We start from the raw sequence: 22,963 nt of genomic DNA on the forward strand, positions 1-22,963 counted from the left end.
CGTGAAGCGTAAGATTTCCATTCTGGGCTCCACCGGCTCCATCGGCCGGCAGACCCTGGACGTGGTCCGCGCCGGCGGCGACACGGTGCTGGCTCTGACGGCCAACCGGGACGCGGCGCGGATGGAGGAGCAGTGCCGGGAGTTCCGGCCGGAGCTGGCGGTGATGATGGACCCGGAGGCGGCGGCTGACCTGCGCGTGCGCCTGGCGGACACCGACATCCGGGTGCTGGAGGGCATGGAGGGCCTCATCGAGGCTGCCACCATTCCCAAGGTGGACACGGTGGTCACCGCCGTGGTGGGCATCGTGGGCCTGCGCCCCACCATCGCGGCCATCCAGGCGGGCAAGCGCATCGCCCTGGCCAACAAGGAGACCCTGGTCTGCGCCGGTGAGCTGGTGATGAAGGAGGCCGAGCGCTGGGGTGCCCAGATCGTGCCGGTGGACTCGGAGCACTCGGCCATTTTCCAGTGCCTCCAGGGCTGCGCCGACCACGGCGAGGTCAAGCGCATCCTGCTCACCGCCTCGGGCGGCCCCTTCTGGGGCAAGACCCGGGCCGAGCTGGAGACGGTCACCCTGGCCGACGCCCTCAAGCACCCCAACTGGTCCATGGGGGCCAAGATCACCGTGGACTCGGCCACCATGATGAATAAGGGCCTGGAGCTCATCGAGGCCATGCGGCTCTACCGCCTGTCGGCGGAGAAAATTTGCGTGGTGGTCCACCGGGAGAGTATCATTCACTCGGCGGTGGAATACTGTGATAACGCGGTGATCGCCCAGCTGGGGGTCCCCGACATGCGCCTGCCCATCCAGTACGCCCTGACCTGGCCGGAGCGGGGGGAGGCGGTGGCGAAGCCCCTGGACCTGTTCGCCTGCGGCACGCTCACCTTCGCGCCCCCGGACGAGGAGAATTTCCCCTGTCTGGCGCTGGCGCGGCGGGCGGCCGCCCAGGGCGGCACCGCCACGGCCATCCTCAACGGCGCCAACGAGGCGGCAGTCGGCCGTTTCCTGGCCGGAGAGATCGGCTTTATGGACATCCCGCGCCTGGTGGAGCGGGCCATGGAGCATGTGCCCGCCGGGGCCGCGTCCACCCTGGAGGACGTGTTTGAAGCGGACCGGGCCGCTCGTGCCTGGGCCGCCGAATAACCCATCCCGCCTGGGGCGGCGCGCCAAGCGCCGTCCCATTCTGTTTCATCTGGAGGTTGTATGCTCTACATTATCATTGCCATTCTGGTGTTCGGCCTGCTCATCGCAGTGCATGAGTTCGGCCACTTCATCACCGCCAAGCTCCTGGGGGTGCGGGTCAACGAATTTGCCATCGGCATGGGCCCCGCCCTCTACAAAAAGCAGAAGGGTGAGACCCTGTACGCCCTGCGCCTGCTGCCCATCGGGGGCTACTGCGCGCTGGAGGGGGAGGACGAGGACACCGACGACCCCCGCTCCTTCCAGAACAAGGCCGCCTGGCGCAAAGTGATTATCCTGGTGGCCGGGTCGGTCATGAACTTCCTGGCCGGCGTGGTGATTTTGCTGATCCTGTCCATCCCGGCCACCGGGTACCAGCTGCCGGCGGTGGCGGGCTTCCTGGAGGGTTACGGCATTGAGGACTGCGGCCTCCAGGCGGGGGACCGCTTTGTGAAGGTGGACGGACATGGCGTGTGGACCTACAGCGACGCCAAGTATTTCCTGGACCGGGCCGGGGACACCGTGGACCTGGTGGTGGAGCGGGATGGGGAGAAAATCACCCTGAACGACGTCCACATCCCCTTCCAGACCAAGGAGACCGAGGAGGGCACCACCCGCCTGCGGGGCCTCCAGATGGGGGCCATCGTCCTGCCTGCCACCATCGGCAACCGCCTCACCATGACCATGCTGGAGGCCGCCGACATGGTGCGCATGGTGTGGTTCAGCTTGGGCGACCTGGTGCGGGGCGCGGTGGGTCTGCGGGATCTGTCCGGCCCCATCGGCATCGTGGACGCCGTGGAGGAGGTGGGCACCAGCACCGCCGAGAGCTACGGCGTGGCCGCCGCCCTCCAGAGCGTCTTTTACCTCATGGCCTTCATCGCCATCAACCTGGCGGTGATGAACCTGCTGCCCATCCCGGCGCTGGACGGCGGACGTATTTTCTTCCTGTTCCTGGGGGGCGTGTACCGCCTCTTCACCCGGCGCAAGCTGGACCCCAAGTATGAAAACGCCGTGAATATGGTGTGCTTCTTCTGCCTGCTGGGCCTGATGGCCGTGGTGGCGGTGAGCGACGTGACCAAACTCTTTTAGAAAGTGGGGAGGACCATGACAAAGCAGATCAAGGTGGGCAACGTCCCCGTGGGCGGCGGCGCCCCGGTGACCATCCAGTCCATGACCAATACCCGTACCGACGATGTGGCGGCCACCGTGGAGCAGATCCTCCGTCTGGAGGAGGCCGGGTGCGAGATCATCCGCTGCGCGGTGCCCGATCTGGCCGCCGCCAAGGCGGTGGGGGCCATCAAGGAGCGTATCCACATCCCTCTGGTGGTGGATATCCACTTCGACTACAAGCTGGCCCTGGAGGCCGCGGCGGCGGGGGCCGACGCGGTGCGCATCAACCCGGGCAACATCGGCGGGGAGGACCGGGTGAAGGCGGTGGCCGACGCCTGCCGTCAGCGGAACATCCCCATCCGCATCGGCGTCAACGGCGGCTCTCTGGAAAAGGAATTGCTGGCCAAGTACGGCGGCCCCACCCCCGAGGCCCTGGTGGAGTCGGCCTTCGGTCACATCAAACTTCTGAACCGCTGGGACTTTGACGACATCTGCGTGTCGCTGAAAACCTCCAGCGTCCCCGGCACCATCGCGGCCTACCGCAAGATGGCCGCCGAGAGCGACTATCCCCTCCACGTGGGCCTCACCGAGGCGGGCACCCCCCGCATGGGCATTTTAAAGTCCGCCGTGGGCATCGGAGGCCTGCTGGCCCTGGGCATCGGCGACACCATCCGGGTGTCCCTCTCCGCCGACCCGGTGGAGGAGGTCTATGCCGCCAAGGACATCCTCCAGGTGGTGGGCCTGCGGAAGGACGGCCCGGAGCTCATCTCCTGTCCCACCTGCGGCCGGACCAAGATCGACCTCATCGGCCTGGCCGGAGAGGTGGAGGAGCGGCTGCGGCAGGTCCACAAGCCCATCACCGTGGCGGTCATGGGCTGCGTGGTCAACGGCCCCGGGGAGGCCCGGGAGGCCGACGTGGGCATCGCCGGCGGAAACGGCGAGGGGCTCCTCTTCCGCAAGGGGGAGATCGTCAAGAAGGTGCCCCAGGCGGAGCTGGTGGACGAGCTCTTCCGCCTCATCGACGAGATCTAGTCAATAGGAGCGTTTACATATGCCAGAAATCCCATTTTTGACCCTCTTTTCCGCCCTCCCGGACACCGTGGCCGGGCGGAGCGAGGTGGCGGTTCTCCAGGTCAGCGGCGCGGTCATCCGCCGGGCCCAGCGGGCCCTGGAGGTGGAGCTCACCCCGCCGGGGCCGGAGGAGGGCCTGCGCCTCATGTTGGAGGACCTGCTGGCTCAGACCTACGACCTGAGCCGGGTATCCCTGGCGGTGGCCGGGGGAGGGGAGGACGTCCCCCCGGCGGTCCAGCCTGAGCCGGTCCAGGTGGCCGCAGCGGCCGCTCCGGTGGAGCCCGCCGTGCCGGTGACGCCCCCCGCTCCGGCGGAGGAAGCGGCGCCCACCCTGGACGCCTCAGCGGCAGAGGCCTTCGCCCGCACCGAGGCCATCCGCCAGGCGGCGTTGAAGAAGATCAAGGCCCCCGTGGTCTCCTCCGGCAGCAAGGAGAAAAAGGGCAAGCTCATCTTCGGCAAGCGGGACGTGAAGGGGGAGACCATCCCCATGCGCACCCTGGAACTGGACATGGGCACCGTGACGGTGGAGGGCGACGTGTTCGCCATCGACCACCGGGAGCTCAAGAAGCGCAAGGCTTGGGTCATCTGCTTCGACATGACCGACTACACCGGTTCGGTGCGGGTGAGCAAGTTCTTCAACGGCGACGAGGGCAAGCCCATCGTGGACGGCGTGAAGAAGGGCCAGCACCTGCGCATCCAGGGCCGCCTGACCATCGACCGCTTCTCCGGGGACCTGGTGCTGGAGCCCTACGCCATCCAGGAGGGAAAGCGCACCCTGCGCACCGACGACGCGCCGGAGAAGCGGGTGGAGCTCCACCTTCACACCACCATGTCCTCTATGGACGCCCTCACCCAGGTGGGCCCCAAGCTGGGCCCCGAGAAGAACGTGGTCAAGCGCGCCGAGTCCTGGGGCCACCGGGCCATCGCCATCACCGACCACGGCGTGGCCCAGTCCTTCCCCGACGCCTGGCACTCGGCCAAGAACATTAAGATCCTCTACGGCGTGGAGGCCTACTACATCAACGACGTGGACGACCGGGTGGTGGTCCACGGTGAGGCGGACCAGGATTTCCACGGCGAAGTGGTGTGCTTCGACATCGAGACCACCGGCCTGGACAAGCGCCGGGACGTCATCACCGAGATCGGCGCCGTCGTCCTCCGGGACGGCCAGGTGGCCGAGACCTTCAACACCTTCGCTGACCCCGGGCGGCCCCTGGACCGAACCATCGTGGAGCTCACCGGCATCACCGACGACATGCTGAAGGGGGCTCCCAGCCAGGCCGAGGCCATCAATGCCTTCCTGGACTTCGCCGCCGGACGGCCCCTGGCCGCCCACAACGCCGAGTTCGACATGGGCTTTATCGCCGAGGGCTGCCGGAAGATGGGGAGATCCTTTGAAAACACCTCCATCGACAGCCTCATCCTGGCCCAGAACCTGCTGCCCCAGCTCTCCAAGCACAAGCTGGACATCGTGGCGGAGCACCTGAACCTGCCCGCCTTCAACCACCACCGGGCCAGCGACGACGCGGCCACGGTGGCCTATATGCTGATCCCCTTCTTCAAGATGCTGGAGGACCTGGGGGTCCACACCCTCCAGGGCATCAATCCGGCCATGACCCGGCTGCGAGGCGCGGGCAAGGCCAAGCGCCAGCCCAAGCACCTCATCGTCCTGGCCAAGAACCAGCTGGGTCTGCGGAATCTGTATCAGCTCATCTCCAAGGCCCACCTGGAGCACTTCAAGCGCTATCCCATCATGCCCAAGAGCCTCATCAACCAGCACCGGGAGGGGCTCATCCTGGGCTCGGCCTGCGAAGCGGGCGAGCTCTACGAGGCGGTGGTGAAGCATAAGGACTTTCAGGAGCTCAAGCGCATCGCCTCCTGGTACGATTTCCTCGAAATCCAGCCTCTGTGCAACAACGCCTTCATGCTGCGCAAGGGCATTGTCCGCAGCGAGGAGGAGATCCGGGACTTCAACCGCACCATCGTGGAGCTGGGCAAGGCCCTGGACAAGCCCGTCTGCGCCACCGGCGACGTCCACTTCCTGGACCCAGAGGACGAGGTATACCGCCACATCCTCCTGGACACCAAGGGCTTCGAGGACGCCGACGCGGAGCTGCCCATCTACTTTAAAACCACCGGCGAGATGCTGAAGGAGTTCTCCTACCTGGGCAAGGAGGAGGCCTACAACGTGGTGGTGCGCAACACCAACCTGGTGGCCGACTGGTGCGAGAATGTGGTGCCGCTGCCCCAGGGCCTGTTCCCGCCCTCCCTGGAGGACTCCGAGGGTGAGCTGAAGCGCCTGGTGTGGGGCAAGGCCCACCAGCTCTACGGCGAGGAGCCCCCTCAGATCGTGGTGGACCGCATCAACGTGGAGCTGGACGCCATTCTGGGCCGGCACTACGACGTGATCTACATGTCCGCCCAGAAGCTGGTGCAGGACTCCCTGGACCACGGCTATCTGGTGGGCTCCCGTGGCTCGGTGGGCTCCTCTCTGGTGGCCTTCATGTCGGGCATCACGGAGGTCAACTCCCTGCCGCCCCACTACCGCTGTCCCAACTGCAAACACTCCGACTTTGAGATCGCCAAGGAGCTGGGGGCGGGCTGCGGTGCCGACATGCCCGACGCGGTGTGCCCGGTGTGCGGCACCCCCTACGCCAAGGACGGCTTCAACATCCCGTTTGAGACCTTCCTGGGCTTCGGCGGCGATAAGGTTCCCGATATCGACCTGAACTTCTCGGGCGAATACCAGGCCAAGGCCCACCGCCACACCTTTGAGCTCTTCGGCGAGAGCCACGTGTTCCGGGCGGGCACCATCGGCACCGTGGCGGAAAAGACCGCCTTCGGGTACGTGAAGAAGTACCTGGAGAAACGGGCCCTCCACGTTACACGGGCGGAGGAGAACCGCTTGGCCATGGGCTGCACCGGCGTCAAGCGCACCACCGGCCAGCACCCCGGCGGCATGGTGGTCATCCCCCAGGACCGGGAGATCTATGACTTCTGTCCGGTGCAGCACCCCGCCGACGACCCCAACACCGACATCGTCACCACCCATTTCGAATATCACTCCATGGAGTCCAACATCCTGAAACTGGACATGCTGGGCCACGATGACCCGTCCATGATCCGTATGATGGAGGACCTGACCGGGATGAACGCCCAGGAGATCCCCCTGGACGACCCGGACACCATGTCCCTCTTCACCTCCTCCAAGGCCCTGGGCTTTGAGAACGACAAGCGACTGGGCCCCACCGGCGCGGTGGCCATCCCGGAGTTCGGCACCTCCTTCGTCCGGGGCATGCTGGTGGACACCCAGCCCCACGAGTTCGACATCCTGGTGCGGCTGTCCGGCTTCTCCCACGGCACCGACGTGTGGCTGGGCAACGCCCGGGACCTGGTGGTGGACCAGGGCATCCCCGTCGGCCAGGCCATCGGCTGTCGTGACGACATCATGCTCTTCCTCATCGCCTGCGGCATGCCGGAGAAGCGGTCGTTTAAAATCATGGAGTCGGTGCGAAAGGGAAGAGGGCTTCCCGAGGGCGCCGAGGACGAGATGAAGGCGGCCAATGTGCCCGAGTGGTACATTGAGTCCTGTAAGAAGATCAAATACCTCTTCCCCAAGGCCCACGCGGTGGCCTACGTGATGATGGCCTTCCGCATCGCCTGGTTCAAGGTCCACCGGCCTCTGGCCTTCTACGCGGCCTACTTCTCCATCCGGGCCAAGGCCTTTGACGAGACCTATATGTGCCGGGGACTGGACGTGTGCCTCCAGAAGATGCGGGACATCCAGGCCAAGGACAAGGACGCCTCCGCCGTGGAGCAGGACATGATGACCACGCTGGAAGTGGTGTACGAGTTCTACATCCGGGGCTTCACCTTCCAGCACGTGGACCTCTACCGCTCCCACGCCACCCTCTTCCAGATGGACGAGGAGAACAAGAGCCTGCTGCCCCCCTTCACCTCCATCACGGGTCTGGGCGAGACGGCGGCCTGGTCCATCACCGAGCAGCGGGAGGGTAAGCAGTTCATCTCCATCGAGGAGTTTTCCGCCGCCTGTCCCAAGGTGTCCAAGACCCACATCGAGCAGCTCAAGGCCGCCGGAGCTCTGGACGGCATGCCCGACACCAGCCAGATTACACTCTTTGACGGATTTTAAGGAATACGGAAAGGCCCTACCGGCCTGACAGACCCAGCGGGGCCGGCAGTTTGCCGGCCCCGCTCTGCACATCCGCTCTTGACAAGAACTTCACTATATAGTATATTAGCGTGGTAAAGTGATAAAGCAGAGGAGGATGCTCCGATGACATACCGTATCAACACCCCCGAGGGCACCCGGGACCGGCTCTTTGCCGAGTGCCAGGAGCGCCGCCAGGTCCAGGGGCGGCTGACCCGCCTGTTCCGGCAGCGGGGATTTCTGGAGGTGTCCACCCCGGACACGGAATTTTACGATCTCTTTGCCCGCTCGGGCAGCGCCATCCCCCAGGAGCGCATGATCAAAGTCGGGGACCCCAGCGGCAAGTTCTGCGTCATGCGCCCCGACTCCACCACCCCCATCGCCCGGGTGGCGGCCAGCAAGCTGAAGGCGGTGGCCCTGCCTCAGCGGCTCTACTACGACCAGACGGTCTACCGGGCCAACCCCGCCCACAACGGCGGCAGCCGGGAGATCCCCCAGTGCGGCGTGGAGCTCATCGGCGCCAAGGGGAAGAAGGCCGACGTGGAGATCATCGTCACCGCCATTGACGCCCTGCGCTGCTGCGGGGCCCCCAAGTTCCACGTGGAGATGGGCCACGCCGGGTATTTCCGGGAGCTGGCCGGGCGGCTGGAGCTGGGGGAGGAGACCACCGAGGAGCTGCGCGCCCTCATTGAGGGCAAGAACTTCGCCGCCCTCACCGCCCTGCTGACCCCCTACCGGGGCGATCCCGCCTGCGCTGCTCTGGAGCAGCTCAGCCGCCTCTTCGGTGGGGTGGAGGTGCTCTCCCAGGCCGAGAAGCTGGCGGGCAAGACCCCCGCGGTGGACTACCTGGCCGAGCTCTACGACGAGCTCTCCGCCGCCGGATACGGCCAGTACGTCCGCTTTGACCTGGGCATGGTCCACCAGATCGACTACTACACCGGCGTGGTCTTCCGGGGCTACGTGGAGGGAGCGGGGGACGCCGTCCTCTCCGGCGGCCGGTACGACAACCTGGTGGGCATCTTCGGCCGTGAAGCCCCCGCCACCGGCTTTGCTGTGGACGTGGACGCGGTGGCCCGCACCCTGCCCGAGACCGCTCTGCCGGTGCTGCGCACAGTGGTGCACTACGAGCCGGGCTACCTGGCCCAGGCCCTGGAGGCGGTGGACAGCCGCCCCGCCGGTACCTGTGAGCTCTCCCCCTGCCGCACCCTGGAGTCCAGCCTGAATCTGGCCCGGGACAAGGGGGCCGAGTCGGTGCTGGTCTTGGATAAGGACGGAGAAAGGACGGTGCGGGTATGAGCGAGCGGCTGAAGATCGCCATTACCAAGGGGCGGCTGCTGGACAAGAGCATGGAGCTGTTCGAGGCGGCGGGGCTGGACTGTACGCCGGTGCGCAACCCGGGCCGCCGCCTGGTCCACTGCGTGCCCAACTACCCGCTGGACGCGGTGCTGGCCAAGGCTCCCGACGTCATCACCTACGTGGAGCACGGCGTGTGCGACCTGGGCATCGTGGGCAAGGACACCATCCTGGAGAAGGGCGGCTCCTTCTATGAGGTACTGGACCTGGGCTTCGGCAAGTGCCGCTTCGCCCTGGCGGTGAAGGAGGGCTCCGACTTCTACGGCACCTACAAGACCCGGCGCATCGCCTCCAAGTACCCGGAGGTGACCCGCGCCTTCTTTGCCAAAAAGGGCATGGACGTGGACATCATCAAGATCGAGGGCAGCGTGGAGCTGGCCCCCATTCTGGGGCTGGCCGACGCCATCGTGGACATCGTGGAGACCGGGGCCACCCTGAAGGCCAACGGTCTGGTACCCATCGAGGACGTGGCGCCGGTGAGCGCCCGGCTCATCGTGAATACGGCCAGCATGAAGCTCCACAAGGAGCTCATCGAGGACTTTATCCGCCGCTGTGAGGCGGAGCTGGAGAAGCGGAGGGAACAGGCATGATCCAGATCGTACGCGCCGACGGGTCCGCCGAGCAGGCGGTCATCGCCGGTATGAAGGCCCGCTCGGCGGCCAAAAACGCCGACATCCAGCGCGCCGCCGCCGCCATTCTGGAGGACGTGCGGCAGCGGGGCTACGAAGCGGTGGAGGAGTACTCCCTGCGCTTTGACAAGGCCGCTCCCCGGGAGATCACCCGGGAGGAGCTGGACGCGGCCTACGCCCGCTGCCCGGCAGATTTGATCGCCGCTCTGGAGCGGGCCGCGGCCAACATCCGGGATTACAATGAAAAGCTCCTGGTAAAGTCCCAGGAGTGGACCTCCCCCGACGGGGGCGTAGTGGGGCGCATCGTCCGGGGCCTCACCCGGGTGGGCATCTACGTCCCCGGCGGCACGGCGGCCTACCCCAGCAGCGTGCTGATGAACGCCGTCCCCGCCAAGGTGGCCGGGGTGGAGGAGATCGTCATGGTCACGCCCCCCACCGAGAATCTGAGCGACCCGGTGCTGGCGGCGGCGAAGATCGCCGGCGTGGACCGGGTGATCGCCGTGGGTGGGGCCCAGGCGGTGGCCGCCCTCACCTACGGCGCGGGCTTCATCCCCCAGGTCGATAAGCTGGTGGGCCCGGGCAACGCCTATGTGGCCGCCGCCAAGCGTCTGGCCTACGGCACGCTGGACATCGACATGGTGGCCGGACCCTCCGAGGTGCTGGTCATCGCCGACGGCAGCGCCAACCCCAAATTCGTGGCCGCCGACCTGCTGAGCCAGGCCGAGCACGACAAGCTGGCCTCCGCCGTGCTGCTCACTGATTCCATGGAGCTGGCCCAGGCGGTGGACGGGGAGATCATCCGCCAGACCGGGTATCTGAGCCGCTCCGAGATCATGGAGTGCTCCCTGCGGGACTTCGGGTGCGCCGTGGTGTGTGAGAATCTGGATGCCTGCGCGGCGCTGGCCAACCAGATCGCCCCCGAGCACCTGGAAATCGTCACGGAAGATCCCCGAGCCCTGCTGCCCAACATCAAAAACGCCGGCGCGGTGTTCCTGGGGGCCTGGTCCCCGGAGCCGCTGGGCGACTATCTGGCCGGGCCGGACCACGTGCTGCCCACCAGCGGCACCGCCCGCTTCTTCTCGCCCCTGAGCGTGGACAGCTTCCTCAAAACCATGAGTGTCATCCAGTACGACCAACAGAGCTTGTCCCCCATCAAAGACCAGATCATCACCCTGGCCGAGGCGGAGAAGCTCACCGCCCACGCCAATTCCATCCGGGTGCGGTTTGAGTAAAGGAGAAGGACGATGAGAACAGCACAAGTGAACCGCACCACCAAGGAGACCGACATCCGTTTAAAACTGTCTCTGGACGGGGGCGAGGTGTCGGTGTCCACCGGCATCGGCTTTTTTGACCACATGCTCACCGCCTTTGCCTTCTATGGCGGCCTGGGGCTGGAGCTCACTGTCAAGGGCGACCTGGAGGTGGACGGCCACCACACGGTAGAGGACACCGGAATCGTCCTGGGGCAAGCCTTGAGCCGGGCCCTGGGGGACCGGAAGGGCATCCGCCGCTACGGCTCGGCCTTCGTGCCCATGGACGAGGCCCTGTGCTTCACCGCCCTGGACTTCTCCAACCGGCCCTTCCTGGTCTTTGACGCGGAGATGCCCCAGCCCATGATCGGGAGCTACGATTCCTGCCTGACGGTGGAATTCATGCGGGCCCTGGCCATGAACAGCGGTCTCACCCTTCACCAGAAGTGCCACTACGGCGCCAACGCCCACCACATCACTGAGGCCCTCTTTAAATCCCTGGGCATGGCCGTCAAGGAGGCCGTCCAGGTCACCGGCGGGGGCGTCACCTCCACCAAGGGGGTGCTGTGATGGGCTATACCGCGATCGTGGACTACGGCGTGGGCAACCTGAAGAGCGTTACCAACGCCATGCACTACTTGGGGCTCCCCACCCGCATCACCGGCGACGCCAAGGAGCTGGAGATGGCCGACGCCATCCTCCTCCCCGGTGTGGGGGCCTTCCCCGACGCGGCGGAGCGCCTGCGCCAGACTGGCCTGGACGCCGTACTGCTGGCCCAGGCGGGGAAAAAGCCCATTCTGGGCATCTGTCTCGGCATGCAGCTTCTCTTCGAGCAGGGGGAGGAGGTGCGGGAGTGCGCCGGCCTGGGGCTCATCCCCGGCTGTGTCCGCCGCATCGAGACGGCGGAGAAGCTCCCCCACATCGGGTGGAACAGCTTACAGTTCCCCAACCCGTCGCCCCTCTTTGCGGGCGTGGAAGCGGGGAGCTATGTCTACTTCGTCCACTCCTTCTGCGGCGTGGCATCCGACCCGGCTACCGTTCTGGCCCGGACCGACTACGGCACCCCCGTGGTGGCGGCGGTGGGGCAGAACGGGGTCTACGGCTGCCAGTTCCACCCGGAAAAGAGCGGCGAGGTGGGCTTACAGATTTTGCGGAATTTCGGAGGGCTGAACAGATGATCTTGTTTCCCGCCATTGATTTGAAAGACGGCAAGGCGGTGCGCCTCTACAAGGGCGACTTCGCCACCGCCCACCAGGTGGCCGACGACCCCCTGGCCACCGCCAAGGCCTTTTACGACGCCGGAGCCCGGCACATCCACATGGTGGACCTGGACGGGGCCCGCAGCGGCGCGCGGAAAAACGGGGCCATCGTGCAGGCCGTGGCCGAGCAGTCCGGCCTGAAGGTGGAGCTGGGGGGCGGCATCCGCTCCATGGCCGACCTGGAAGAGGTCTTTTCGCTGGGTGTGTGGCGGTGCGTCATCGGCTCTGCCGCCGTCAGCGACCCGGACTTTGTGAAAGAGGCGGTGGAGAAATACGGCGAGCGGGTGGCCGTGGGCATCGACGCCATGGACGGCATCGTCAAGACCTCCGGGTGGGAGCAGTCCTCCGGCCTCGATTACCTGGACTTCGCCAGGTCCATGGAGGCCCTGGGGGTGAAAACCATCATCTTCACCGACATCGCCACCGATGGCATGCTCTCCGGACCCTCCTTTGGGCGGCTGGACGCGCTCCAGAAGGCGGTGAACTGCCAGATCGTGGCCTCCGGCGGGGTGGCCTCCAACGGGGACCTGTTCCAGCTCAGCGGCATGGGCCTCTACGGGACCATCATCGGCAAGGCCTGGTACGCCGGGACGGTAGACCTGGCCGCGGCCGTGCGGGAGGAGGGTGCCCAGTGCTAGCCAAACGCATCATCCCCTGTCTGGACGTGCGGGACGGCCGGGTGGTGAAGGGGGTCAATTTTGTCAACATCCGGGACGCCGGCGACCCGGTGGAGCTGGCCAAGTTCTACTCGGACCAGGGGGCGGACGAGATCGTCTTTCTGGACATCACCGCCACCAGCGACGCCCGGGACACCGTGGCGGACGTGGTGGAGCGCACCGCGTCCCAGGTGTTCGTGCCCCTCACGGTGGGGGGCGGCATCCGCACCGTGGAGGACTTCCAGCGGCTCCTCCGGGCGGGCGCGGACAAGATTTCGGTAAACTCCGCCGCTGTGGCCCGGCCGGAACTGATTTCCGAGGCCGCCGAGCGCTTCGGCTCTCAGTGCGTGGTGCTGGCCGCCGACGCCCGGGCCCGTGGGGACGGCACCTGGGAAGTGGTCGTGGCAGGTGGACGGAAGCCAACCGGCATCGACCTCATCGACTGGGTCAAGAAGGCCGAAGCTCTGGGGGCGGGGGAGATTCTGCTCACCTCCATGGACGCCGACGGCACCAAGGCGGGATTTGATCTCGCCATGACGAAAGCCGTCACCGACGCCGTGTCCATCCCGGTGATCGCCTCCGGCGGCTGCGGGTCGCTGGAGCACTTCGCGGAGGTCTTTGAGGCGACGAACTGCGATGCCGCCCTGGCCGCCTCCCTCTTCCACTTCGGGGAGCTGACCGTCCCCCAGGTGAAGGACTACCTCCGCACCAGACACATCCCCGTGAGGTGAACCATGGACTTTGATCTTGATTTGCTCTTTCAGAAATCGGACCTGATCCCCGTCATCATCCAGGACGCAGAGACGAAAGACGTACTTATGCTGGGCTTCACCAACAGAGAGGCGGTGGAGCTGACCCTAAAGACCAAGACCGCCTGGTTCTGGTCCCGCAGCCGCCAGAAGCTGTGGAACAAGGGAGAGAGCTCGGGCCACTTCCTCCACGTGAAGAGGATGGTCACCGACTGCGACACCGACACGCTGCTCTACTTCTGCGATCCCGTGGGCCCTACCTGCCACACCGGGGCCAGAAGCTGCTTTTTCAACGAAATTCCCATGAAGGGAGAGGAGGATACCCATGAATGATACCCTGGCCAAGCTCTATGCCGTGGTGCAGGACCGGAAGGCCAATCCCCGGGAGGGGTCCTATACCTGCTATCTGTTCGACAAGGGGCTGGATAAGATTCTGAAAAAGGTGGGCGAGGAGTGCTCCGAGACCATCATCGCCGCCAAGAACGGCGTCCAGGCCGACACGGTGGGGGAGATCTCCGACCTCATCTACCACCTGACCGTCATGATGGTCCAGGAGAACATCCCGCTGGAGGCGGTGATGGAGGAGCTTGACCGCCGCAGCCAGAAGATCGGCAATCTGAAGCAGTTCCACCAGAGCGACCACAATACTTAATAAGAGACGGGGACCTGTTCGTTAAAACAGGTCCCCGTCTTTTAGGTTCCGCCGCAGCGGCGGCACAGGCGGTGCAGGTGAGCCAGGCGAAAAAAGAGGGGGCCGTCCAGCACCCCGGTCTGGGCCTGGCCCAGCATCCGCTGGAGCCAGAGCACGTTCTGGATGGAAGTGCCGGAGTGCCGCCCGTCCACCGGGCCGGGCTGGGGCCCATTCAGCACCTGGGACAGCTCCAGGAACATGGCCTGGGCGGGCTGGAGGGCGGCGCTGCGGCCGCCGGGGGGGATGGGAGTCCAGTCGTACAAGGGGAGCGCCTCCTTTCCTCAGGGCAGCAGAGTGGCCAGGGGCAGGGCCTGGCCGTCGATGATGACGGTGTCCCGAATTCCGGCGTAGGCCTGGTAGATGGCCTCCCAGGTGGTGCGGTCCACCTCGCCGGTCTCGGGGAGGCCGGAGGCCCGCTGGAAGGCCAGCACGGCCTGCCGCGTCTCCTCGCCGTAGATGCCGTCCTGCTCCGGGCCGGGCACCTGGGCGTAGAAGGAGGAGAGGACCTCCAACAGATACTGGAGGACCCGCACGCCGCCGCCCCGGCTGCCGGGAGAGAGACGGCCGTCGTCCAGCTGGAGGAGGGAGTCCTGGTAGTCCAGCTGACCCTCGCTGACCAGCTCCGCCAGATCCCGGATACCTACATAGAGATAGACCAGCCGGTACCAGGTGGCCTTGCCCACCACGCCGTCCACCGCCAGGCCGAAGATCTCCTGAAAGCGGCGGACCGACTCCTCGGTCTGCTGGTCAAAGATGCCGTCCACCTCTTCGATGGTGGGGAGGGCGGGGTAGTCCCGGGCCACTTGGTTGAGCATGGTCTGGAGCTGGGCCACGTCGGCGCCCCGGTCGCCCCGGCGCAGGGGAGAGCCGGGGTAGGAGTTGACGATACCCATGACCGGCGCGTCGGTGACCAGCTCGATGTCGGGTCCGTAGTAGAAGCGTAGGATGGACATGGCGTCGTAGCCCTCCTGGGCCAGGGCCTGGCTCCCCCACTGGGAGAGCCCGTCGCAGGTGGTGGTGGTACCGTTGCAGAATTTGGCCGCCAGGGGTTCGATGAAGCCCTCCCGCCGCAGGTAGGAGGTGAAGAGCTCATCCACCAGGCGGTCGATGTTCTCGTAGGTGCTGCGGCCGTAGATGAATTTCTGGTCGTAGGCGGTCTCGGAGGTGATCTGGAAGGGGTAGCCCCGGCTGGGGTAGAACTCGGTGTACACCCGATTGAGGGCGAAGGAGATGATGGCCAGGATATTGGCCTCCAGGGCGGCGGGCTCCCAGGTGGGGTAGATCTCGCTGGAGGCCACGTTCTTCACGTAGTCGGGGAAGGGGACGGTGACGTTTTCGGAGCTGCTGCCCGGCGCGCCCAGGTGGACGGTGATGGTGCGGGGGATGTAGGGGACAGGGGGTACGGCCATGGTTTCACCTCCTTCAGAGCGTGGGGGGCGTGATGACAGTGGTGCTGCCGTTGGCGGAGCCGATGGTCTCGGGCCGGGACAGGGGGACCAGCTCCACGTCCTGAATGGTCTCTACGCCGGGGTAGACCTCAATGCCCTCCACCACCTGATAGCCATAGCCGGGGGCCTCGCACCAGAGGGTGACCAGGGCGTAGGGGGTTTCTCCGCCGGGGCTGGTGCCCTGGGCGAGGTCGGGGGTGGGGAGGCGGACCGGAGACGTGAAGCCGCTCTCGTCGGTGACCCGCAGGGCCAGGAGCGTAGGCTTCCCGCCGGAATTGGGCTGGAGCAGGGCGACCAGTGCGCCCGAGACCGGGAGCTGTGCCCGGGAGGTAAAAACGTGTGCAATGATGGTGCCGGATGAGGCCAAGCTGCATCCCTCCTTTTATGGGAAATCTATGTGCCGTCTGACCGCCCTAGCACCGCAGAAAAAAATCTCGAAAAATTTTACAAAACCTCTTGCCAAACGAAAAAGAGTGTGCTATATTATATGAGCTGTCTGAGATAAGCAGTCAGAAATCCGGGTGTGGCGAAGTTTGGTATCGCGCCTGAATGGGGTTCAGGAGGCCGCTGGTTCAAGTCCAGTCACTCGGACCAAGTCCGTATTCCGCAAGGAATACGGACTTTTTCTTTTCCTTCGCGCATCAAAAAAACCCGGCCGGCAATCTTTTGCCGGCCGGGTTTTGCCGCAAAGCGGGCCGGCGAGGCCGTACTTCGGGCGTGTGGGCAGGGTGCCACGGGGAAGGGGAGGGGTAAGTACGCCGCCCGAAGGGGCGGCGCGCTGGAGCCTCAATCGCAGCCGCAGTTGCAGCCGGAGAGCAGCCGGAACTGGTCGATGGTGCCGGTGACCACGAAGCGGTGGCTGGCCTGGGCGGAGGACTCCTCCTCGGCCTGAGCGGCGGCACACAGGAACTGGGGCACGGAGACGTAGCAGGAGCTGCCGGTCCGGGCCTGGTTCCAGGTGTTCTGGCAGCCGCCCCAGCAGGAGCAGCCGCAGCGGGAACGGCTCTGATTGTTACAACAACACATATGTGATTCCTCCCCATCAGAAGTGGCGGGCTTTTGCCCACAGCCCATGCTATGCGCCGGGTGCGGGGAGGGTTCCACGATCAGGCCAGGGCGTCTTTGAGCCGCTGGATGAGGCCGTGACTCTCGATGTAGCGCCGGGCGGCAGGGGGGACCAGGTGCTCCCAAGGCTGGCCCTGGGCGATGAGACGGCGGACCTCGGTGCCGCTGGTGAGGCGCTGGCTGTCGTCCCGCACCCACAGCACCTCCGTGCGCAGGCCCAGGTCCTCCAGTACCTGCCGCTTGTGCTCGCCCCACTGGTCGTAGATGGTCACGTAGTAAGCGGCATCGGGGGGCGCGAAGTTGGCGATGCGCTCGGGGTACTCGATGGGGAAGGGGATGACGTCGAAGCGCTCCCGGGGGAGGCCGGCCTCCACCAGACTGTCCCGCAGCATGACCATCCGCTCGTAGTAGGTGAAGGGGTTGGCGTTGCGCTGGGAGCGGGCCAGCTCCCGCACGCCGTCGGGCTTCTCCTCCCAGGGCGTGAAATTGGTGACCCCCACCAGGAGGTGGTCACAGCGCTGGGCTCCCGCCAGCAGGTATTCCATATGACCCAGGTGGAGCCCCTGGAAGCGCCCCATGATGACGCCGATGGAATCGTTCATATCGTCTCTGCCTCCGGTCAGATTGAATTTCAGCACAGGATATCCTAGCCGAAAGCAGACGAAATGTAAAGAAAAACCCGGACTTTATAGAAAAAAACAATGAAAACCGGGAGGAGGATTTGACGCGGCGGGGAAAATAAGGTAGAATGACGGTAAACGACGATTTACAGGGAGGACCATGCCCATGTGGGGGACCATTTTCAATCCCGAGAACGGCTTTTTTCAAACCATCGACCGCATCTTCACCGTCGTGGCCATGAGCTTTTTGTGGGTGGTGCTGTGCATCCCGCTGGTGACGGCGGGACCGGCCACGGCGGCGCTCTACTACACCATGGTCAAGTGCTGGCGGCGGCGGGAGCCCTTCCCTTATAAAAACTTCGTGGAGAGCTTCCGCCTCAACCTCAAGACCGGCCTGTTGGCGAGCCTGGTGTGCCTGGTGGCGGCGCAGGTGGTGGCGATGCTGCTCTACATGTTCTACCAGATGGCGGCCAGCGGCGACCGGACCGCGATGGTGCTGCTGGTGGCCGGCGCGCTGCTGGCGCTGGTGCTGCTGGGCTATCTGGCCTATCTCTTTCCCACGCTGTCCCGGTTCGATGTCCGCCTGGGCGGGCTCTTCTCCCTCAGCGCCCGGCTGGCAGTCGCCCACGCGCCCACCACGCTGGCTTTGGGCGTGCTGCTGCTGGTGGTGGGCAGCGTGATCCGCTTCTGGCCCTTTGGGCTCTTCGTTCTGCCGGCGCTGACGGCGATTTGGGCGTCCCTCCTGCTGGAGCGGGTGTTGAAGTCCGAGATGCTGCGCACCATGGAGCTGCCCCCCGAGGACGAGCGCCCCTGGTATCTCCGCTGAAACGAAAAATGCCCGCCGTCTGGGGAACAGACGGCGGGCGTTTTTTGCGCTTATTCGATGTGGACGTGGTTGTTGATATGGTCCTTGCAATAGCAGTAGTAGCCGTTGCACTTGGAGCAGTAGCGGAACTCCATGTCCGGGTAGTCGGTGTCGGTCTTGCCGCACACGGCGCACTTGTGGATGTAGCCCTTCTGCTGCTGAGCTTGCCGGGTGGCCTTCTTGAAGTTGATGGTCTGCCGGGAGGTCTGGTGCTGCACCCGGCGCCTGGCGTAGCCCAGGGTGTTCCTCAGGTCCGAGGCGAAGAAGAGGAAGTAGTTCAGGATGGCCACCAGGGGGAGAATGGCCCCCGCCAGATCCAGGGCCAGGAGGCTGCTGAGCACCGACCAGGCGAAGAGGGCGGCGTCCACCCAGGCCAGCCACTTCACCTTGATGGGGATGATGAAGAAGAGGAGGACCTGGAGGTTGGGGTAGAGGGTGGCAAAGGCGAAGAAGAGGGACAGGTTCACATACCGCATGGTGACCAGCACGGCCTTGTCGCCGGTGGCCAGCGCCAGGAAGCCGAAGAGAATGTTGAGCACCACGCCGGAGAGGTAAAAGAGGCTAAACTTTGCGGTGCCCCACTCCCGCTCCAGGGCGGAGCCGATGAACCAGTAGAAGTAGAGCTCCAGCAGCAGCAACACGCCGCCACTCATGGGCACGAACACGAACGTGACGAGCCGCCAGATCTCCCCCTCGAGCACCAGGCTGGGGAAGAGGGCCAGGGCGGCGGACAGGGACACGCCCCGGCCGAATTGGTTGAGCAGGTAGACCAGAGCGGTGCCCAGGGCGACAATGGTCATCAGGTTGGGGATGCCGAACCGGGGGTGCTTGCGGCAGAAGCGGTCCAGCATCGTCTCGATGGATCTCAAATCAAACCCTCCTAAGGTAAAATATCTCAGCGCCTACCAGTGTAGCAGGATGGGCGGAAAAAATCCCGAACAATTTGTAAACTTGAGGGATTATTTCAGGACTTTCCGCACGGCAGCTTTCATCTGGGGGGTGAGCACCTTGGAGGCGGCCCGATAGGGGAGGGGCGGAGGCGTGAGGAAGGTTTTCTCGGTGGCCTCATACCCCCGGGCGCGCAGGGAGGCGAAGAAGGCGGCGCGCTTGGGGCTGGGGGCGCTGGGAGAGGCCAAACGGGGATTGCCCTTGATGGCCTCTTCCACGGGGCGCTCCACGAGGCCCGCCCGGCCGGAGATGGCCTTCAGTACAGCGCGGCCCTTCTCGGTGTTGGCCAGCACCAGGGAGATGCCCTCGTCCCGCTGGGTGGGCAGGTCTACCTGCTCACTCAGACCCCAGAAGTCGCCCAGGGTCAGGTCAGCGGGGCGGCGGTGGAGGTCGGTGTAGGGGCACTTGGCGCAGCAGGGCCGCAGGAAAATGCCCATGCCGAAGCCCCGGCCGAAGGTAGTCTGATAGAGGGGGGCGCTCTGCTGCTTGCCCCCGTTGAAGGTGAGGGTGAGGTGGGCCTTCTTCCAGCCGTGGGACTTGTCCCGGAACTTGAGGGAGGTCACCTGCTTTTTGGCCTTCTTCTCGGTCTGCTCCACGAAGGAACGCAGCACCTTGGGGGAGGGCACGCCGTGGCACACCAGGTCCACGGTGAGGAGGTTGTCATACGAGCGGCCCAGGTAGCGGTTCAGGCCGTCGATCTGGCAGGCAGTGCCGGTGAAGAGGACGGGGGTCCCCAGGTCCAGCAGCTCCCGGGCCTGCCGGAAGGTGTTGCCGATGGCGCTCTGGACGTACTTGGAGCCGCGCATGGGGGCCAGCTCCTGCTCGGTGCGGGCGCAGACATGGCGGGCGGTACGGCCCTGCTCCAGCACCGCGCCGAACACGGCGCCGCCCTGGTCCAGCACTCGTTTGGCCAGCAGGGAGAAGGCGCCGCCGGAGGTGGAGGCGGCGCGGACCTGGCTGTCCAGGGCCCACAAGGCCCAGGCGTCGGTGGCGCAGTCGCTGTGGACCGAGGGGGAGAGCTGGGGGCAGGCTCCCTCGCACTTGCGGCAGAGGATGCAGTTCTTGCCCACGGTGGGACGGAGGAAGCCCTCGTGGTCCTCGGTCATGGTGATGGCCCCCACGGGGCAGACCTGGGCGCAGGCCGCGCAGCCGGTGCAGGCCTCAAAGGAGCACAGGTTGGGCCCCTTGGCGGGGGCGGGCTTCACCACCTGCTCGGGGGGGATGGGGCGGCCCTCCAGGGCGGCGTCCAGGTAGGCCAGGGCGTCGGCCCGGGCCTCGGCCAGGCGCTTCTGGATGGCGTCGTAGTCCATGGGGGCCTCCACGTCGGCGGTGGAGGGGAGGCCGATCACCCGGTCGGCGCAGCCCAGGCGGCTCAGGAGGCTGTAAATGCGGCTGGCGGTGGGGTTGGCCTTCTCCTTTGGAGACATGGAGGTGAAGAAGGGGCGGCTGAACTGCACGGAGAACACGGCCCCGTGGAAGGAGTTGGTACACACGCAGGCGGCGTGCTGGAAGAGGCCCAAAAATTCCCGGGGACCGGCATCAAAGACCACTTCCTTGGCTCCGGGGATCTTCCGCCGGGCGCCGGCCAGCTGCACGATGGGCCAGCCGGTGCGCTCGGAGAGGGCCAGGGCGTAGGGGGCCACCTCGCCGGGGTCGGACACGCAGTAGCAGAGGATATAGGGGTCCTTGTACTTGGGCTCCACCGCCAGCTCGCCCCAGTCCGCGCCGGTGAGCAGCAGGGTGGGGTCCAGCACCACCCGGGCCTCCCGTCCGGCGGCGGCGCGGATCAGGTCCCGGCCCTTGTCCTCCCGGGCGGAGAGGGCGTCGAAGGAGGCCAGGTACCCCTTGAGCTGCTCGTCGTAGGGCGCGGGCAGGGTGGGGGTGCCAAGGCTGGGGGCGTAGGAGATCTTGCGGCCCTCTTTCACGAAGTCCAGCAGGAAGGCGGGCTCAAACTGCCGGTCGGCGTAGATGAAGGGGTTCCAGATCTGGTCACTGCCCGCCACATACACGTCGTAGGCGGGGGGATCGGCCTTCAGCTCGGCAAAGGAGGTGTAGCGCTTGGGGCTCAGGCGCATCTGGGTGTCCACAAAGGCCTCGAACCGCTCATACCGGGTCTGGAAGGACTTGTAGTGCAGGGCGGTGTGGGCGTCGGAGGCCACCGCCCGGGGGTTGGGGGAGGCCTTGAAGAGCTTGTTGGTGCGGGTGGTGTGGGGGAGGCGGAAGTCGATGATCTCGCACTCCTTGCCCAGGTTCCGGATGGCGCGCATGGTGGCGTAGGCCTGGAGCTGGGCCCCGTAGTGGTGGGCGAAATGGAAGGTGATGAGTCCGGCACGGATCATGTAGGAGTCACTCCTCTTGTCGTCGGTAATGGGTAATATCATGTTATTATACCACAGTTCGCCCGCCGGGGGGAGAGAAACTTTTCTCTTGACAAAATCCGAGCGGGCGTATACAATACTCGATACAAGTTCATACACCTTATCAAGAGTGGTGGAGGGAACGGCCCTGTGAAGCCCGGCAACCTGCGCAAGCAAGGTGCCAAATCCGGCGGTGCGAATCGAAAGATGAGGATGGCAAGCCAGTGCTCCATGCGCCCCGCCGGGATCGGCGGGGCGTTTTCACATCCTCTTCCGTGTGCAGAAAGGAAGCAATTACCATGGCAAAACGTCTTTTTACCTCTGAGTCCGTGACGGAGGGGCATCCCGACAAAATCTGCGACCAGATCTCCGACGCGGTTCTGGACGCCATTCTGGAGAAGGACCCCATGGGCCGTGTGGCCTGTGAGACCACCGTCACCACCGGCCTTGTGAACGTGATGGGCGAGATCACCACCCACTGCTACGTGGACATCCCCAAGATCGCCCGCCAGGTCATCCGGGAGATCGGCTATGACCGGGCCAAGTACGGCTTTGACTGCGATACCTGCGCGGTGCTCACCTCCATTGACGAGCAGTCCGCCGACATCGCCCTGGGCGTGGACAAGTCCCTGGAGGCCAAGGAGGGCGGCGAGAGCGAGGATCTCACCAACGGCGCCGGCGACCAGGGCATGATGTTCGGCTACGCCTGCGACGAGACCCCCGAGCTGATGCCCCTGCCCATCTCCCTGGCCCACAAGATGGCCAAGCGCCTGACCCAGGTGCGCAAGGAGGGCCTGGTGGACTACCTGCGCCCCGACGGCAAGACCCAGGTCACCGTGGAGTACGACGAGCAGGACAAGCCCATCCGGGTGGACGCGGTGGTCCTCTCCACCCAGCACGGCCCCGAGGCCAGCCTGGAGCAGATCCGCAAGGACATGATCGAGCTGGTTATCAAGCCCACCATCCCCGCCGAGCTCATGGACGAGAATACCAAGATCTACGTGAACCCCACCGGCCGCTTCGTTATCGGCGGTCCTCAGGGCGACTCCGGCCTCACCGGCCGTAAGATCATCGTGGACACCTATGGCGGTTCCGCCCCCCACGGCGGCGGCGCCTTCTCCGGCAAGGACCCCACCAAGGTGGACCGCTCCGCCGCTTATGCCGCCCGCTGGGTGGCCAAGAACGTGGTGGCCGCCGGTCTGGCCTCCCGCTGCCAGATCCAGCTGGCCTACGCCATCGGCGTGGCCGAGCCCGTGTCCGTCCGGGTGGACACCTTCGGCACCGGCAAAGTCTCCGACCTGAAGCTGGAGGACGCCGTGGAGAAGGTCTTTGACCTGCGTCCCACCGCCATCATCCGCGACCTGGACCTGCGCCGTCCCATCTACCGGCAGACCGCCGCTTACGGCCACTTCGGCCGCACCGACCTGGACCTGACCTGGGAGCGCACCGACCGGGTGGAGGCCCTGAAGGCCGCCGTCAACGGCTAAACCTATTTATATAAGGAAGTGAGCGCCCGCCCCGAAGTTCGGGGCGGGCGCTCTTTG

The 22,963-nt window shown here is 65.6% G+C and carries 22 protein-coding genes, 1 tRNA gene and 1 riboswitch; of the genes, 16 read left to right on the plus strand and 7 right to left on the minus strand.

The window, feature by feature from the left end; translation table 11 throughout:
- Nucleotide 1 precedes the first annotated feature (1 nt).
- From B5G43_RS08785 to hisE, 13 genes are all read left to right on the plus strand, one after another.
- Nucleotides 2-1,141, plus strand: a complete 1,140-nt coding sequence (locus B5G43_RS08785; RefSeq protein WP_204244497.1) for a 1-deoxy-D-xylulose-5-phosphate reductoisomerase — start codon at nucleotides 2-4, stop codon at nucleotides 1,139-1,141.
- A 60-nt stretch (nucleotides 1,142-1,201) separates the two neighbouring features.
- Nucleotides 1,202-2,266, plus strand: a complete 1,065-nt coding sequence (locus B5G43_RS08790) for a M50 family metallopeptidase (protein ID WP_087260337.1) — start codon at nucleotides 1,202-1,204, stop codon at nucleotides 2,264-2,266.
- A gap of 15 nt (nucleotides 2,267-2,281) precedes the next feature.
- The gene (gene ispG / locus B5G43_RS08795) at nucleotides 2,282-3,319 is read left to right on the plus strand and encodes a flavodoxin-dependent (E)-4-hydroxy-3-methylbut-2-enyl-diphosphate synthase (protein ID WP_087260339.1); all 1,038 of its coding nucleotides are present in this window, start codon (nucleotides 2,282-2,284) and stop codon (nucleotides 3,317-3,319) included.
- Nucleotides 3,320-3,338: 19 nt separating this feature from the next.
- Nucleotides 3,339-7,511: a PolC-type DNA polymerase III gene (locus tag B5G43_RS08800; RefSeq protein ID WP_087260341.1), complete on the plus strand. Its 4,173-nt coding sequence runs from the start codon at nucleotides 3,339-3,341 to the stop codon at nucleotides 7,509-7,511.
- A gap of 144 nt (nucleotides 7,512-7,655) precedes the next feature.
- A complete protein-coding gene (gene hisZ / locus B5G43_RS08805) occupies nucleotides 7,656-8,825 on the plus strand; it encodes an ATP phosphoribosyltransferase regulatory subunit (protein WP_087260343.1) in 1,170 nt (389 codons plus the stop codon).
- On the plus strand, nucleotides 8,822-9,472 hold the full coding sequence (gene hisG / locus B5G43_RS08810; protein ID WP_087260345.1) for an ATP phosphoribosyltransferase: 651 nt from the start codon (nucleotides 8,822-8,824) through the stop codon (nucleotides 9,470-9,472). The genes hisZ and hisG overlap by 4 nt, the downstream gene beginning before the upstream one ends.
- On the plus strand, nucleotides 9,469-10,743 hold the full coding sequence (gene hisD / locus B5G43_RS08815) for a histidinol dehydrogenase (RefSeq protein ID WP_087260347.1): 1,275 nt from the start codon (nucleotides 9,469-9,471) through the stop codon (nucleotides 10,741-10,743). Before hisG ends, hisD begins: the two co-directional genes overlap by 4 nt.
- A 12-nt stretch (nucleotides 10,744-10,755) precedes the next feature.
- On the plus strand, nucleotides 10,756-11,331 hold the full coding sequence (gene hisB / locus B5G43_RS08820) for an imidazoleglycerol-phosphate dehydratase HisB (protein ID WP_087260349.1): 576 nt from the start codon (nucleotides 10,756-10,758) through the stop codon (nucleotides 11,329-11,331).
- Nucleotides 11,331-11,939 (plus strand): imidazole glycerol phosphate synthase subunit HisH, encoded by a 609-nt coding sequence (hisH, locus tag B5G43_RS08825; RefSeq protein WP_087260351.1) that lies wholly within the window; start codon nucleotides 11,331-11,333, stop codon nucleotides 11,937-11,939. Before hisB ends, hisH begins: the two co-directional genes overlap by 1 nt.
- On the plus strand, nucleotides 11,936-12,658 hold the full coding sequence (gene hisA, locus B5G43_RS08830) for a 1-(5-phosphoribosyl)-5-[(5-phosphoribosylamino)methylideneamino]imidazole-4-carboxamide isomerase (RefSeq protein WP_087260353.1): 723 nt from the start codon (nucleotides 11,936-11,938) through the stop codon (nucleotides 12,656-12,658). The genes hisH and hisA overlap by 4 nt, the downstream gene beginning before the upstream one ends.
- Complete coding sequence (gene hisF / locus B5G43_RS08835) at nucleotides 12,652-13,407, plus strand: imidazole glycerol phosphate synthase subunit HisF (protein WP_087260355.1); 756 nt, start codon at nucleotides 12,652-12,654, stop codon at nucleotides 13,405-13,407. The genes hisA and hisF overlap by 7 nt, the downstream gene beginning before the upstream one ends.
- 3 nt (nucleotides 13,408-13,410) lie before the next feature.
- Nucleotides 13,411-13,758: a phosphoribosyl-AMP cyclohydrolase gene (hisI, locus tag B5G43_RS08840; protein WP_087260358.1), complete on the plus strand. Its 348-nt coding sequence runs from the start codon at nucleotides 13,411-13,413 to the stop codon at nucleotides 13,756-13,758.
- On the plus strand, nucleotides 13,751-14,077 hold the full coding sequence (gene hisE, locus B5G43_RS08845) for a phosphoribosyl-ATP diphosphatase (RefSeq protein ID WP_087260361.1): 327 nt from the start codon (nucleotides 13,751-13,753) through the stop codon (nucleotides 14,075-14,077). Before hisI ends, hisE begins: the two co-directional genes overlap by 8 nt.
- Nucleotides 14,078-14,118: 41 nt before the next feature.
- Here hisE and B5G43_RS08850 read toward each other — a convergent pair whose 3' ends face one another.
- Genes B5G43_RS08850 through B5G43_RS08860 form a run of 3 tightly spaced genes read right to left on the minus strand, consistent with a single transcriptional unit; the run spans nucleotide 14,119 to nucleotide 15,931 of the window.
- Nucleotides 14,119-14,379, minus strand: coding sequence for a hypothetical protein (locus tag B5G43_RS08850; protein WP_087260363.1), 261 nt, complete (start codon nucleotides 14,377-14,379; stop codon nucleotides 14,119-14,121).
- An 18-nt stretch (nucleotides 14,380-14,397) separates the two neighbouring features.
- Nucleotides 14,398-15,525, minus strand: a complete 1,128-nt coding sequence (locus tag B5G43_RS08855; protein ID WP_087260365.1) for a peptidoglycan-binding protein — start codon at nucleotides 15,523-15,525, stop codon at nucleotides 14,398-14,400.
- Between the two features lie 13 nt (nucleotides 15,526-15,538).
- A complete protein-coding gene (locus B5G43_RS08860; RefSeq protein WP_087260366.1) occupies nucleotides 15,539-15,931 on the minus strand; it encodes a spore cortex-lytic protein in 393 nt (130 codons plus the stop codon).
- 150 nt (nucleotides 15,932-16,081) lie between these two features.
- Here B5G43_RS08860 and B5G43_RS08865 point away from each other — a divergent pair.
- Nucleotides 16,082-16,158 (plus strand) — tRNA-Pro (locus B5G43_RS08865).
- Nucleotides 16,159-16,350: 192 nt separating this feature from the next.
- Here B5G43_RS08865 and B5G43_RS08870 read toward each other — a convergent pair.
- Together B5G43_RS08870 and B5G43_RS08875 are read right to left on the minus strand one after the other, a co-directional pair.
- Complete coding sequence (locus tag B5G43_RS08870; protein ID WP_087260368.1) at nucleotides 16,351-16,590, minus strand: hypothetical protein; 240 nt, start codon at nucleotides 16,588-16,590, stop codon at nucleotides 16,351-16,353.
- Nucleotides 16,591-16,670: 80 nt separating this feature from the next.
- Nucleotides 16,671-17,231 (minus strand): adenylyltransferase/cytidyltransferase family protein, encoded by a 561-nt coding sequence (locus B5G43_RS08875; RefSeq protein ID WP_087260370.1) that lies wholly within the window; start codon nucleotides 17,229-17,231, stop codon nucleotides 16,671-16,673.
- 184 nt (nucleotides 17,232-17,415) lie between these two features.
- Between B5G43_RS08875 and B5G43_RS08880 the strand changes: the two genes are divergently transcribed.
- The gene (locus B5G43_RS08880) at nucleotides 17,416-18,075 is read left to right on the plus strand and encodes a YesL family protein (protein WP_158097386.1); all 660 of its coding nucleotides are present in this window, start codon (nucleotides 17,416-17,418) and stop codon (nucleotides 18,073-18,075) included.
- A gap of 50 nt (nucleotides 18,076-18,125) precedes the next feature.
- Here B5G43_RS08880 and B5G43_RS08885 read toward each other — a convergent pair whose 3' ends face one another.
- Together B5G43_RS08885 and B5G43_RS08890 are read right to left on the minus strand one after the other, a co-directional pair.
- Nucleotides 18,126-18,983, minus strand: a complete 858-nt coding sequence (locus B5G43_RS08885) for a rhomboid family intramembrane serine protease (RefSeq protein WP_242960514.1) — start codon at nucleotides 18,981-18,983, stop codon at nucleotides 18,126-18,128.
- 90 nt (nucleotides 18,984-19,073) lie between these two features.
- Complete coding sequence (locus tag B5G43_RS08890) at nucleotides 19,074-21,443, minus strand: polysaccharide pyruvyl transferase family protein (RefSeq protein ID WP_242960515.1); 2,370 nt, start codon at nucleotides 21,441-21,443, stop codon at nucleotides 19,074-19,076.
- A gap of 94 nt (nucleotides 21,444-21,537) precedes the next feature.
- Nucleotides 21,538-21,633: riboswitch (SAM riboswitch) on the plus strand.
- 85 nt (nucleotides 21,634-21,718) lie between these two features.
- On the opposite strand from B5G43_RS08890, the gene metK reads away from it, so the two are divergent.
- Nucleotides 21,719-22,906: a methionine adenosyltransferase gene (gene metK / locus B5G43_RS08895; protein WP_087260374.1), complete on the plus strand. Its 1,188-nt coding sequence runs from the start codon at nucleotides 21,719-21,721 to the stop codon at nucleotides 22,904-22,906.
- The last annotated feature ends 57 nt before the right edge of the window (nucleotides 22,907-22,963 follow it).

Source organism: Flavonifractor sp. An92 (assembly GCF_002159175.1).
Lineage (GTDB): Bacteria > Bacillota > Clostridia > Oscillospirales > Oscillospiraceae > Pseudoflavonifractor_A.